The sequence below is a fragment of the Halomonas campaniensis genome, from assembly GCF_014193375.1.
Taxonomy (GTDB): domain Bacteria; phylum Pseudomonadota; class Gammaproteobacteria; order Pseudomonadales; family Halomonadaceae; genus Halomonas; species Halomonas campaniensis.
The window spans coordinates 195,784-209,385 of the sequence record NZ_JACHZF010000003.1 but is presented as its reverse complement, the minus strand read 5'-3'; the positions used below and the strand labels follow the sequence as shown (position 1 = coordinate 209,385).

Annotated in this window: 9 protein-coding genes; 7 read left to right on the top strand and 2 right to left on the bottom strand. The window is 69.8% G+C overall.

Annotated features, from left to right (window positions below; all coding sequences use genetic code 11):
- Positions 1-110: 110 nt before the first annotated feature.
- The 3 genes from BDK63_RS02925 (at position 111) to BDK63_RS02915 (ending at position 2,246) form a co-directional block, all read left to right on the top strand.
- Positions 111-1,097, top strand: a complete 987-nt coding sequence (locus tag BDK63_RS02925) for a hypothetical protein (RefSeq protein WP_183329825.1) — start codon at positions 111-113, stop codon at positions 1,095-1,097.
- Positions 1,098-1,150: 53 nt separating this feature from the next.
- Positions 1,151-1,744, top strand: a complete 594-nt coding sequence (locus BDK63_RS02920; protein WP_183329824.1) for a glycine zipper 2TM domain-containing protein — start codon at positions 1,151-1,153, stop codon at positions 1,742-1,744.
- Between the two features lie 73 nt (positions 1,745-1,817).
- Positions 1,818-2,246 carry a DUF4870 family protein gene (locus BDK63_RS02915; RefSeq protein WP_183329823.1) on the top strand — a complete coding sequence of 143 codons (429 nt, stop codon included), beginning with the start codon at positions 1,818-1,820 and terminating at the stop codon, positions 2,244-2,246.
- 343 nt (positions 2,247-2,589) lie between these two features.
- Here BDK63_RS02915 and BDK63_RS02910 read toward each other — a convergent pair whose 3' ends face one another.
- On the bottom strand, positions 2,590-4,329 hold the full coding sequence (locus BDK63_RS02910) for a methyl-accepting chemotaxis protein (RefSeq protein ID WP_183329822.1): 1,740 nt from the start codon (positions 4,327-4,329) through the stop codon (positions 2,590-2,592).
- Between the two features lie 325 nt (positions 4,330-4,654).
- On the opposite strand from BDK63_RS02910, the gene BDK63_RS02905 reads away from it, so the two are divergent.
- From BDK63_RS02905 to BDK63_RS02895, 3 genes are read left to right on the top strand one after another with little or no spacing between them, the layout of a single operon-like run.
- Entirely contained in the window at positions 4,655-6,634 is a 1,980-nt protein-coding gene (locus BDK63_RS02905; protein WP_183329821.1) for a PhnD/SsuA/transferrin family substrate-binding protein, read from the top strand.
- A complete protein-coding gene (locus tag BDK63_RS02900; protein ID WP_183329820.1) occupies positions 6,616-6,837 on the top strand; it encodes a DUF2835 family protein in 222 nt (73 codons plus the stop codon). The genes BDK63_RS02905 and BDK63_RS02900 overlap by 19 nt, the downstream gene beginning before the upstream one ends.
- A 59-nt stretch (positions 6,838-6,896) precedes the next feature.
- On the top strand, positions 6,897-10,130 hold the full coding sequence (locus BDK63_RS02895) for a putative bifunctional diguanylate cyclase/phosphodiesterase (RefSeq protein ID WP_246385717.1): 3,234 nt from the start codon (positions 6,897-6,899) through the stop codon (positions 10,128-10,130).
- On the opposite strand, the gene BDK63_RS02890 is transcribed toward BDK63_RS02895, so the two are convergent.
- Complete coding sequence (locus BDK63_RS02890; RefSeq protein WP_183329819.1) at positions 10,118-11,605, bottom strand: methyl-accepting chemotaxis protein; 1,488 nt, start codon at positions 11,603-11,605, stop codon at positions 10,118-10,120. The two genes, BDK63_RS02895 and BDK63_RS02890, sit on opposite strands and share 13 nt — an antisense overlap.
- A gap of 247 nt (positions 11,606-11,852) precedes the next feature.
- Here BDK63_RS02890 and BDK63_RS02885 point away from each other — a divergent pair, with 247 nt between their 5' ends.
- Complete coding sequence (locus tag BDK63_RS02885) at positions 11,853-13,535, top strand: HD domain-containing phosphohydrolase (protein ID WP_183329818.1); 1,683 nt, start codon at positions 11,853-11,855, stop codon at positions 13,533-13,535.
- Positions 13,536-13,602: the final 67 nt, after the last annotated feature.

The following is a 13,602-nucleotide window of genomic DNA, read 5'->3' as shown; positions in this document are numbered from 1 at the left end:
AGAGCTACCGGCTGAAGCAGAAGACGCTCAGCTGACGATCACGGGTGGGTCAATTTTGTTGACCGCTGGTGGGTCAGTTCTGATGGCCATTGACACATGCGCTGAACCAGATGCTTCAGCAGACCATGACCACCGCCGAGCCGCTGGAGATCGTGGTGCTGGACAGCGCCGAGGGCACCGCCAAGTCCTATGGTTCCACGCTCTGTTATCCGGTCATCGAGGAGCGCTATCACGATCGCTTCGCCAGCAACGGTATCAGAGGCCTGCTGACCAATGATCTCATCGACCAGCTGCCCGATCTGCAGAAGGAGGTCGAGGTCCAGATGCAGGACCGCGTGGGGCAGGCCTATGACGGGGCACCGCAGACGCGTCAGCGGCTGGCCGCCGAGCGCCTGGAGGAGCGGCACCTGCTGCGCGCCCTGCAGGCGGATGCGGCACGCTTCGACAGCGACCTGCCCACCCGCGTGATCCTCTATTCGGACATGGTGGAGAACTCCGGCCTGGCCGGCGTGGAGGCGATCCTGGCGGGTGACGCCGAGCAGCGTCTCGAGCTGGCGATGGCCGCGGTGGATGGCCTGCCACGCCTCGATTTCCAGGGGGCCATGGTCTACGGCTTCGGCACCGGTGCCGTGCTGGAGGACCCCGCCGCCGCGGACGCCCTGAGCGGCTTCATGCAGCAGGCGGTGTATCTGGCCAACGGCTACCCGGTGGACTTCTCCCGCGAGCTGGCCGTGCGGGCGGTGCGTCCCTCCAGCGTGGCGAGCTACGACCTGGAGGTCGACGCCGATGGTCGCCGGCTTCAGGGACGGATGCAGTTGATGGCGGACGCCGGAGGGCGCCTGACCGACAGCTTCGTCGATCTCGGCACCGATAGCCGCAGCGCGCACTTCGAGGGCGGCCGCCTGCTCTGCAGCCAGGATGACCGCTGCCAGCTCGAGGGCAAGCTGGCCACGGCGTTGCTGTTCGAGGACCCCGAGAACGTCTTCCTGGAGGGCAGCCGAGGTTCGCTGTCGGGCCATCTGGGATTTCGTAACGACCGGCTGGCAGACACCGACAACCCGGCACTGCTCCCGATGGAAGCCGAGGTGAGGCGCTGACATTCCGTCGGTCGGTAACCCGCAACACCCAACCCACGCAGGAAGCTCGAAAAATGAAGAAGACGTTTCGCCCCGCCATCGTCGTGGCGGCCATGCTGGCCTTCGGCCTGCTGCTCAGCGGCTGCCAGACCCTCTCTCCCCAACAGCGCTCCGCCCTGGGGACCGGCGTCGGGTCGCTGGTAGGCGCGGTGGCCGGTTCCCAGCTGGGGGATGGCAACGGCCGTCTGGTCGCCATGGCGCTGGGCGCCGCCCTGGGGGGCTATGTCGGCAACCGCTTCGCCGACCACCTCAACCAGCAGGAGCAGGAGTCGCTGGCGCAGACCACCCGCCAGGCGCTGATGGCCGATGAGGGCAGCGCCGGCGCCATGGACTGGACCAGTGAACAGCGCCGCGATGTGGACGGCCAGATCATCTATGGCAAGGCGGTACCGGCCCACGACAGCCAGTCCGTGGCCTACCTGGCGGAAGTGCGGGGCGAGTCCGTGAGCTCCGAGGAACAGGCCAGGCTCGCGAGCCTGGCCACGGGGACCCACTGTCGCCCGACGCGCACCTCTTTGTCGGTAGAAGACCGCGTTGTGGCGGATGGTGCCATCTGGTGCCGCACCCCGGAAGGCGACTACGCACCGCTAGATACCCTGGCGGCCTGATACCCCCTGGGGGCCGATCCTCGGCTCCCAGGTACTCCGTGGACTTCCACGCACCCAATCCCGAGGAAACGACATGAGCCACAACGACACCACCCTGGAAGCGCCTGCCAGTCCGGCCAGCTCCGCTGCCCAGAACGACAAGACCTTCGCCTTCGTGACCTATGGCCTTAACCTCGCCACCATGCTGCTTGGCATCACCTGTCTCATCGCCGTGGTGCTTTGCTACGTCAAGCGAGGCAGCGGGTCTGCCCTGCTGGAGAGCCACTACCGTTTCCAGATACGTACCTTCTGGATCAGCCTGATCGGCGGCGTGGGCCTGATGCTGGCCTATACCCTCTCCTTCGCCCTGATGTTCATCGGCATCGGCTACCTGCTGCTGCCGGTGGTCACCATCGCCGGGCTGCTGCTGGTGGTCTGGTTCTATACGCGGATGATCATGGGCCTCGTGCGTGTCTCTCGTGACGAGCCGATCAGGAACCCCGCCAGCTGGCTGTTCGGCTGAGCCGGAAAGGCCCGGACGCCCGGGCCTGATTCACCACGCGGGACCCCGAGGCCGCCTGTCGTCAGCCAACCGGCGCGGCAGGCGGCCTCACTTCCTTCCTGAACCCCTGCCCTGCATCGACGTAGCTCTCGGCGTCGGCGCCACCATGCGGCGCTCCCCCCCCCCCCCAGCCGGAAGACGCCTACCGCCGCCATCAGCCCGCCGGCGGCGCTCTCGCGGGTGGTGGCGCTCAGCTCGGTGGCACTGGCTGAGACCCGCTCGACCTGGGCGGCGCCGCTCTCGCTCGATCAGCAGCGCCGAGAGGCCCATGAACATGGCCGCCGCGCCGGATTCTTTAGGGGCGTCAGAAGGTCTCCCACTCCTCCTCTGCGGCGGTGGGCTGCCGTGGCGGTCGGGCCGGCGAAGGCTGGGGGCGGGCAGGCGGTGGGGTGGTGCTCTGCGCCTTGAGCTGCGGGTCGTCGCCCAGCACGAAGGTATCGATCAGCGTGCTCAGCTGAGTGGCATGCCGGCGCATCTCCTCCGCGGCGGAGGCGGTCTGCTGCACCATGGCGGCGTTCTGCTGGGTCATGGTGTCCATCTCGGCCACCGCGGTGTTGATCTGGCTGATGCCGCTGTTCTGCTCGCGGGCTCCGGCGCTGATCGCCGCAATCACCTCGTTCACGCGGGAGACGCTCTCCACGATGCCCTGCATGGTGGTGCCGGCGCGCTCCACCAGCCCGGTGCCTTCCCGCGTGTGGGAGACGGAGGCATCGATGAGCGTGCGGATCTCCTTGGCCGCTTCGCTGGAGCGGCTGGCCAGGGAGCGCACCTCCTGGGCAACCACCGCGAAACCGCGTCCGTTCTCGCCGGCGCGGGCGGCCTCCACCGAGGCGTTGAGCGCCAGGATATTGGTCTGGAAGGCGATGGAATCGATCAGGGTGATGATCTCGCTGATCTGTCCGGCGGAGTGGTCGATATCGGCCATGGTGCGTGCCACCTCGCGCATGGCGGCTTCTCCCTCGCGGGCCACGCCGGCGGTCTCCTGGGCCAGCCGGTTGCCCTGCTCGGCGGCTTCGGCGCTGTGGTTCACCGTGGCGGTGATCTCCTCCATGGAGGCGGAGGTTTCCTGCAGGTTGGCGGCGGCTTGCTCGGTGCGGGTGGCCAGCTCGTCGCTGCCCTGGGCGATCTCACCGGCGGCGCGATCCACGCTGTAGGTGCTGCGCCGCACGTCGCGCAGGGTTGCCTGCATGCGTGCCACGAAGGCGTTGAACTGGGTGGCCAGGTCCCCCAGCTCGTCATCGCGAACGGCGGTGAGGCGTCGGGTCAGGTCACCCTGGCCACGGGCGATCTCGCCCATGGCAGCGGCCGTATCCCGAATCGGGCGAACGGTGTGGCGTACCAGCAGCGTGCCCAGCGCGGCGACCCCGGCGAAGATCAGCAGGCCGATCAGGGCAGCGCTGGTGAGGCTCTGGCGCAGCTCGGTCGCCGCCACGGCCTCGGCCTCGGCCATGCTCTCGTCGATATCGGTGACATAGACGCCGGCGCCGAGGACCCAGCCGAGCTCCGGAATGGCGTCCACGTAGGAGTACTTCGGCTCGACGCGGTCGGTGCCGGGGTATTCCCAGGGGTAGTCGTAGCGGCCGCCGCCGCTGCGGCCGACCTCGATGAAGTCGCGCACCAGGTAGCGCCCGTCCGGTGCGCGCAGGCCGCTCATGTCGGTGCCTTCCCGTTCGCGGCTGTAAGGCAGCACCACGTTGGTGCCGTCGACGTCGTAGACGAAGATGTAGTTGTCGCCCTCGAAGCGGATGGCACGGAGTACCTCGGCCGCCCGGCGGCGCTTCTCGGCCGCACTGAGCGCCGGGTTCTCGAGCACGGGGGTGATGGCGGAACGGGCGCTCTGCACCACGTCCTGCACGCCGGCCTGGCGGGTCTCCAGCAGCAGCTGGCGTTGCTGGGCGAGCTGGGCGTGGCCGTCCTGAACGCGTGAGAGGGCCTGGCTGACGGTCAGGGCGAGGATGGCCATCAGCAGGGGGATCAGGACCAGCAGCAGCAGGCGGGTCTGCAGGCTGATGGAGCGCCTGGGGGCAGGCTGGGTATCGGGCATGGTGGGATCTCGACGAAAGGGTAGATTGGAAGAGGTTTCCATATCGGCCTCTCGGCATGGGACTTTAGTCGCCTTGTTCTAAAGGCAACCCGGCTCGCGCCGATAAGCGAGGGAGGTTGTAGCCAAAGGCTGCTGAATTGACCTGACAACGCCCGCCGCCGCACGAGGGAGGGTATCATGGCGGGCATTTTTGCAATGCCATTCCCACGGGCCGAAGGCAGCAGGGAGGAGAGATGCAGCGTCGAGAGTGCCTTGCCACGCTGGCCGCCCCCGATCGCCTGGAGGGCCTGATGGAGGCGCGCTACCTGCCCAGGGGGCCGGTGTCATGAGGCGGAACCTCTGTCGTGGGCTCGGCGTCCTGACGCTCTGGCTCGCCGTGCTGGTGCCCCAGGCCCAGGCCGAGCACGACCTGGTGCTGGGCATCTTCGCCTACCGCGAGCCGGCGGTGATGATCGAGCGCTACCAGCCGCTGGTCGACTACCTGGATGCCCAGCTGCCCGAGGCTCGGGTCACGCTGCAGGTGCTGGGGCTGGACGAGATCGAGCGCGCCATCTCCCACCGCCAGATCGACCTGCTGATGACCAACCCCAGCCACTACCTGGAGGTGCGCAGCCGCAACAGCCTCACCGGCGCCCTGGCCACCCAGATTCGCCTGGAGCATGGTCAGGAAGTCAGCGCCCTGGGGGGCGTGATGATCACCCGGGCGGACCGCGACGACATCGCCGGCCTGCGCGACCTCAAGGGCCGCAGCGTGGCGATACCCGGCAAGCGCTTCCTGGGTGGCTACCAGACCCAGGCCTACGAGATCCAGCAGGCCGGGCTGTCGCCGGCCCGGGACCTCGCCCTGCTGCAGCTGGGCAGCCACGATGCCGTGGTCGACGCCGTGCTGGAGGGGCTGGTGGATGCCGGCTTCGTGCGTACCGGCGTGCTGGAGAGCCTCTCCCGGGATGGCCGGCTCGACCGCAACCGGCTCAAGGTGCTCAATGCCCAGCGGCTGGCGGGCTTTCCCTTCGCGGTGTCGACGCGGCTCTACCCGGAGTGGCCGCTGATCGCCCTGCCCCAGGTCGAGCGGGCCACCGTACAGCGCATCGCCATGGCCCTGTTCGCCCTGGCCCCGGAACACCCCGTGGCCCGGGCGGCGGGGATCGCCGGCTTCGCCCCGCCCATGGACTACCTGCCCGTGGAGAACCTGGCGCGCAGCCTGCGCCTGCCGCCCTTCGACCAGTCGCCGCCGATCACCTGGCACGATATCTGGGAGCAGCACCGCCCCTACCTGCTGGCGCTGCTGGGCGCCTTGCTGGTGGTGGTCCTGCTGCTGGTGCTGCTGTCGCGCCGCAACCGCAAGCTCAAGCGACAGCGCGAGCAGATGCGGCTGGCGGCCAGCGTCTTCAGCCATACCCACGAGGGCATCATGATCACCTCGCCGGCGGGCCGGATCATCGAGGTGAACCGGGCCTTCAGCGAGATCACCGGCTACTCACGCCAGGAAGCCATCGGGCAGCGCACGAGCCTGCTCAGCTCGGGCCGCCACGACGCACAGTTCTACGCCAGCCTCTGGGAGAAGCTGCTCGACCGCGGCTACTGGGACGGCGAGATCTGGAATCGCCACCGGGGCGGGCGGGTCTATCCCCAGCGGCTCACCATCAGCGCGGTGCGTGACGACAGCGGCGAGGTGCAGCGCTACGTGGGCCTGATCGCCGATATCACCTCGCTCAAGGCCCATCAGCAGGAGCTGGAGCATATCGCCCACTACGACGCCCTGACCGGGCTGCCCAACCGCACCCTGCTCGCCGACCGGATCCGCCAGGCCATGGCGGCGGCAAGGCGGCATCAGCAGCGCCTGGCGCTGGTGTTCATCGACCTCGACGGCTTCAAGGCGGTCAACGACGCCCACGGGCACGCCATGGGGGATCGCCTGCTGATCGAGCTGGGTCGCCGCATGAAGGCGGCGCTGCGCGAGAGCGACACCCTGGGGCGCCTGGGGGGCGACGAATTCGTGGCCGTGCTGGGCGATCTGGATTCCGAGGCGGCCTGCCTGCCGGTGCTGGAGCGCCTGCGGAGGGTGGCGGCGGCGCCGGTCGAGATCGATGGCCAGCGGCTCGAGGTCTCGGCAAGCCTGGGTGTCACCTTCTACCCGGCCGGCGAGGAGCTGGATGCCGACCAGCTCCTGCGCCAGGCCGACCAGGCCATGTACCGCGCCAAGCGCCGGGGCAAGAACCGTTACGAGAGGTTCGAACCGGTGCGGGATGGCATTCCCGCCCCGGCGGACGGCCAGGAATCGTCATCATGCCCGTCGTCGACGTGATCATCGAGCTCTCCCCCGAGGCCTGCCTGGCCCACTACGAGGGGCGGACGGGCCAGGTCCATACCCGCAGCCTGGACGGCCGGCGGGTGATCTTCCCCGCCGAGGCGCTGCGCCGGGTGGTGACCCGGGACGGGGTGCACGGGGTCTTCCGGCTGCGTTTCTCGGCCGAAGGGCGCTTCCAGGCGATCGAGCGACTGCGCTGACGATGGCGCACAAGACCCGTAACCCATCATTCGCGACACCCACAGCAGGAGCACGTGGCATGCCGATCAAGATCCGCTACCTGGCGCTGGATGCGCTGCTGCTGATGGTGGCAACCCTTCTCGCCACCCTGGGCCTGGCCGGCCTGCTGTCCGGGTGGCTGGCCCCCGGCGCGTCGCCGCTGTTCGGCCTGCTGGGCGCGGGTGGTTACCTGGCTCTGCTGCTGGCCGGTCTCGCCCTGGTGGGGCTGTTATGGCGCCGGCAGCGCCTGGGGCGCCTGGCCATGGTGGCCGGGCTGGCGGGGGTGCTGGCCAGCAGTCTCGCCTGGGCCGTGCTGAGTGGGGAGCAGCATGCCGCGACCCAGCGCCAGGCGGGCTATCTGCTCGACAACATCCAGCTGAACGCCGAACAGGTGATGGCCTCGCGGCTGACCCTGATGCGCCGCATGGCGGACCGGCTGGATGCGGCCGGCGGTGAGCTGGACGCGGGGGTGATGCGCCGCGACGTCCAGAGCTACCTCAATGATGCCGGCAGCCTGCAGGGGATCGGCCTGCGTGATGGGTCCGGCGAGTGGGTGTGGGTTCACGGCCGCGATGCAGGCCGGGCGGAGTGGCTGCGCGTTCAGCTGGAGGACGCGGCGGTGATGGAATGGCTGGCGGCGCCGTTCGAGGAGCCGCGCATGATGGTACCGAGTGCCGAGAGCCCGGGCCTGGCGCTGATGGTCATCGCGGTGCCGAGCAGCGGCCAGCAGCTGGTGACCCTGCTGGATACGGCGACGCTGCTGGGTAACGAGCTGCGTGTCCAGCTGGGCCTCTACCGGGTAAGGGTCGAGCAGGCTGCCCGGCCGCTGCTGGAGCTGCGCCTGCCCGGCACCCTGCCCTGGGCCACGGCGGGGCTCTTCGAGGATCAGCTGCTGGCGCGGCGCCACGTCGGCCTGCCCGGCGGCACGCGGTTGACCTTGGCGGCCTATCCGGGCCCCCAGCACGACTGGCTGCAGGCGGGCCTGGCGCCGGCCCGGATCTCGGCCGGGTGGCTGCTGCTGAGCTGGCTGCTGGCCTTCAGCCTGGGGCTCTCCGGGCAGCTGATGGCGCGCTCCCGCGCCCTGGCGTCGGCCCGCTCCCAGCTGGAGGCCCAGCACGCGATTCAGACCATGATCGCCTGCGAGGCCCCGCTGGAATCGACGCTGGCCGAGATCTCCCGGATGCTGGAGCGCCAGCTGCCCGGCTCGCTCTGCTCGATCATGCTGGCCAGCGAGGATGGCCGGGTCCTGCGGCTGGCCGCCGGGGGCAGCCTGCCGGCCGCCTACTGCGAAGGCATCCGCGAGATCGCCATCGGCCCCCGGGCCGGGGCTTGCGGCAGCGCGGCCTTCCTGCAGGCGCCGGTGATCTGCGACGACCTGGCGCAGGACCGCCGCTGGTCCGGCTTTCACCCGCTGCTGCGGGAGCATGGTCTGGCGGCCTGCTGGTCCTGCCCGGTGCTGGGCAGCGATGGCCGCCTCCTGGGCACCTTCGCCACCTACTATCGCCAGCCCGGGGCCCCCGGCTCAGGGGAGATGGCGCTGCTGGAGAAGGCCGCTGGCCTGGTGGCCCTCGCCGTGGAGCGCCAGCAGAGCCGGCGCTCCCTGCGGCTGCTCGAGCGCAGCGTGGAGTCCAGCATCAACGGCGTGGTGATCGTCGATGCCAACCGGCCCGACCTGCCGATCATCTACGTCAATGCGGCCTTCGAACGGCTGACCGGCTACTCCCGCCAGGAAGCCCAGGGCCGCAACTGTCGCTTCCTGCAGGGCGAGAACACCGACCCGGAGGCGGTCGAGGCCATCCGCTCCCGGCTGGCGCGCCACGAGGAGGTCCACGTCACGCTCTGCAACTACCACAAGGACGGCACGCCCTTCTGGAACGACCTCTATATCTCGCCGGTGCGGGACGGCCGAGGAGAGGTGACCCACTTCGTCGGCGTGCAGCACGATGTCTCCCAGCACAAGAGCTACGAGGCGAAGCTGGCGCACCATGCCAGCCACGACGCACTGACCGGGCTGGGCAACCGCAGCCTGTTCGAGGATCGCCTGGCCCATGACGCCTCGCTGGCCCAGCGCCAGCGGCACCGCCTGGCGGTGCTGTTCATCGACCTGGATGGCTTCAAGCCGATCAATGACGCCCTCGGCCATGCGGTGGGCGACCGGGTGCTGATCGAGGTGGCCCGGCGCCTGGAGGCCGCCGTGCGGGCCGGCGATACGGTGGCGCGGCTCGGCGGAGACGAGTTCGTGCTGCTGCTCCCCGGGCTGCTGAGTGAGGAGCAGGTGCTGGAAGTGGTCGAGCGGCTGATGCCGCTGATCGCCCAGCCCTACTGCGTCGACGGCCAGGAGCTCTACCTGACCTGCAGCGTGGGCATCGCCCTCAGCGAGCCGGAGATGGCCGACCCCCAGGCGCTGCTGCAGCAGGCCGACATGGCGATGTTCCAGGCCAAGCAGCAGGGCCGCAACACCTACCAGTGGTTCACCCGCGCCATCACCGAGAAGTTCGGCGAGCGGGTCTCGATGCGCAACGACCTGCAGGAGGCCATCGATACCCAGGCCTTCCAGCTCTACTACCAGCCGCTGGTGGATCGCGACGGCGAGCTGGTGGCGGTGGAGGCCCTGCTGCGCTGGGAGCATCCGCGCCGAGGGTTCGTCTCGCCGGCGGTGTTCATCCCCCTGGCCGAGTCCACCGGGCAGATCATGCCCATCAGCCGCTGGGTGCTGGAGCGGGCCTGTCGCGACATGCTGGCACTGGAGCAGAAGGGGCTGGGCCGGGTGAAGGTCGCCGTGAACCTTTCGCCCCTGCAGTTCCACCGGCCCAGCTTCCTCGCCACGCTGCGCCAGACCCTGCAGGAGACCGGCCTGCCCGCGGAGCAGCTGGAGCTGGAGCTCACCGAGGGCATCCTGATGGACAATACCGAGCTGGCCATCGATATCCTGCATGCGCTGCGCGGCATGCGGGTGGATGTCTCCATCGACGACTTCGGCACCGGCTTCTCCAGCCTCAGCTACCTCCGCCAGCTGCCGATCAGCACGGTCAAGATCGACCGCAGCTTCGTCCGCGACGTGACCCGCAATCCCCAGGATGCCGCGATCGTGCAGGGCATCATCTCCATGGCCGGCCACCTGGGGCTCAGGGTGGTGGCCGAGGGCATCGAGACCCGGGAGCAGCGCCAGCAGCTGGCCGACTACGGCTGTGACACCTTCCAGGGCTACCTGCTGGCGCGCCCCATGCCGCTGGAGGATCTGGCGCTCTTCCTGGCCAGCCCTCAGCCGGCGTGAGTCAGCCGCGGCTCCGCGGACGGGACCCTTAGCCTGAAGGAGCCCACCGCCGCCATCAGTTCGCCGGCGCCGTCGGCCAGCCGCTCGGCGGTGGCGTGGGCCTCGTCCAGCGCGCGGGTGGAGTGCTGCAGCGAGGCCTGCATCTCCAGCACGCTGCCCTCCAGCTCCTCGATGCCCTGGTGCTGCTGCTGGCTGGCGCCATCGATCTCGCGCAGCCGCTGTGCGACACGGTCGAAGGCGGTCAGCACCCGCGCCATGGCCTGGTTGGCGGTTCGCGTGCGGCTGACGCCCGCCTGCACGCTCTCCTCGGTCTCCCGGATGCGGGTGCGGATCTGCTCGGCCGTCTCACGGGTGCGCTGGGAGAGCTTGCGCACCTCGCCGGCGACCACCGCGAAGCCGCGGCCTTCTTCCCCGGCTCGGGCCGCCTCCACCGAGGCGTTGAGGGCCAGCAGGTTGGTCTGGAAGGTGATCTCGTCGATCTCCCCCAGCAGCTCGGCGATGCCGGCGGCGTTGGCTTCCAGCGCCTGCATGGCCTGCTGCAGGGCATCGACCTCCGCCTGGCCGCTGCGCGCATGGCCGGCGGCCTCGCCGGCCAGTTCCCGCACCCGGCTCGCCTCGGCGGCGCTCTCGCGGGTGGTGGCGCTCAGCTCGGTGGCGCTGGCCGAGACCCGCTCGACCTGGGCGGCGTTGCGCTCCGCCTGCTGGCGCAGCCCGGCCTGGCCGGTGAACAGCGCGTCGCTCAGCGTGCCGACCTCGTGGCCGGTGGCCTGGGCCTTGAGCAGGGTGGCCGCCACCCGCTGCTGCATGGTGTCGATGGCGGCAAGGATGGGGCGGCGCCGCTCCCGCTCGCTGAAGGTGGCGTCCAGCCGGCCCTCTCCGGCCTGTTCGGCGAAGGCGGCGACGCGCAGGCCGTCCTGCACCATGCCGTTCAGCACCTGGGCCAGGTAGCCCAGTATCGCCGCCTGGGCCACCACGGCCCCGGCATGCTGTAGCAGGCAGACCACCAGCGCCGCGGCATCGTGGTGGGCATGCTCGCCCAGGCCCGCGTAGAGGTTGACCATGCCGAGGTACTGCAGCCAGGTGAAGGCGACGTGATGCACGGCGATCACCGCGGCGCCGAAGAGGATCACCCGCCAGCGGCTGTAGAGGATCAGTGCCGAGAGCATGATGAAGATGCTGAAGTGGGCCTCGATCAATCCGCCGCTCTGCTCGATCAGCAGCGCCGAGAGGCCCATGAACAGGGCCGCCATGGCGTAGCCGTTGAGGGCATGGCCGGGCAGGCGCCACTGCAGCAGGGCCACCAGCGGGAAGGCGATGCCGCCGAACAGCATCGCCAGCGGCAGGGTCCCGTTGAAGACGCCCAGGGCCAGGCAGAGCGCCAGGTGCAGCCCGGCGGGCATCCACATCAGCCGGTCGATGCGCTGCTGGTGCCGGGCGTCGGCCTGGCCGCGGCGGGGCGTCCGTGGGTGGGGCATGGCGTATCTCCTGTCGAGGGAAAGGGCCGGGGAGGCGAAGCGTCATGCCGCCCTGAGCAGAGCTATCGGCCGGCACGCCGAAAACTTTACTGTATTTTTTATTAGTACAGCTTTTGTACAGAAATTTGCGCGGGCGAGTCTTGCGCCGGTCGCCCGCCATCGACGCTCAAGTTCCTGTTCCTGCGGCCGATGATTGGGACAGACCCATTTCCCTTTGGTGGATCGTCTAAGGGTGCAAGAGGCAGGGATGACAGACGCGCAGGAACAGTACAACCGGGTCACCGCACCCGCCGACATGGAAGCCCTGCTGGAGAGCCTGAGCCAGCCGGGCGGGGCCTCGCTGCAGTTCGACGCCGACGGCAGCAAGCCGATGCCGGTGCTGGTGACCGAGCAGGTGCCCGGCGAGCACCTGACGCTGGATATCAGCGCCATCCGCGAGGTAGCCGGCGAGCTCAGGCGCGGGGCCGAGTTCCGGCTGCTGGGGCAGTCCCGTGACCAGATCCTGCGCACGCCGCCGCTCGCCATGGAGGCGTGCCATGAAGCGGGCGGTCGGATGCTCTGCCGCTGCCCCTACCCCACCAGCCTCGAGGTGCTGCAGCGGCGCGAATCCTTCCGCGCCAGGCTGCGGCTGGGCATGGAGGTGGGCGCCATCCTGCGTGTCAGCGGTGACGAGCCCCCGGTGCAGGGGGACCTCAAGGACCTGTCGCTGGAGGGGTGCCAGCTGGAGCTGCCCCTGGCCGCGGCCAGCCGGCTGGCGTCGCCGCTCCCTCTGGAGATCGAGCTGTGCTTTCCCAACGGCACCCGCTTCGTGGTGCGGGGCAACCCTCGCCACCACGTGACGGATGCCGAGCGGCAGTCGGTGCGCGCCGGCTTCCAGTTCGCGGGCACCAGCGGGGACCAGGAGCGGCAGCTGTGGCACTTCGTGCGGGAGATCGAGCGCGAGGCGGCGCGGCAGGCCAACGTTACCGATGTCTCGCTGCTGCCCTCGCTGCTGTTCCAGAACGATGCCGCCGCCCAGGCGCCGGTGAGCCGACGCAATGTGCAGCCCTACGCCACGCCCATGGCCCGGCGGCTGGCCCGGGTGGCCGGCTACCTGGATGCCCAGCTGCTGGAGCTTCAGGAGGGGCGCTCGCTCGATTCGGTGCAGCTCTCCCGCCATGCCGACCGGCTGCTGGCCCTGCACGACGAGGATCGCGAGGCGCTGCTCTTTGCCACGCGCTGCCTGCGCCACGAGCCGCTGCTGGTGCGGCACGGGCTGGGGGTGGCCGTGCACCTGCTCGACCTGGCCGCGGTGGGCAGCATGCCGCGCGACGTGCGCAAGGCGCTGGTGGCCTGCGCCATGGTGCATGACCTGGGCAAGGCACTGCTGCCGGAAGGGCTGCTGGAGGCGACCGCCCTCGATGACGACCAGCGGGCCGAGCTGCAGACCCACGTGGCGCTGCTGACGCCGCGGCTGACGCACTGCCAGTGGTTGGCCGCCAGCGTGGTCGAGGCGGTGGTGGTGCGCATCAACGAGCGGCTCGACGGCAGCGGCTACCCCGAGGGCGTGGCGGGGGAGGGGCTGGGTGAGCTGGCCCGCCTGGCCGCCGTGGTGGACGCCCTGGAGGCCATGCGCCGCGATCGCGCCGACCGGCCCGCCTGGCGGGTGGCGGAGGCCTATCGCCATCTGCTCAGCCATCCCGAGCGCTTCGATCAGCGCTGGGTGAAGCGCTACATCAAGTACTTCGGCCTGCTGCCCATCGGCTCGCTGGTGCGCTTCCCGGGCGGGGAGCTGGGGTGGGTCCAGCGGCTGGACGGCCAGGGACGCCCCGTCCAGGTGCAGCTGACCGACACGATCGAGCCACCGGGCGAGGCCCTGGGCGAAGTGCTGCGGGGCGAGCGGCTGGCGGCACTCGGCTCCCCCGTCGAGGAGATTCCGGTTTCCGTGTGACGAAACCCCATGCCGGCGCCTCAAGTCCCATTTGCCGGCGCCGATAACAGGAAATAACCCGCAACGG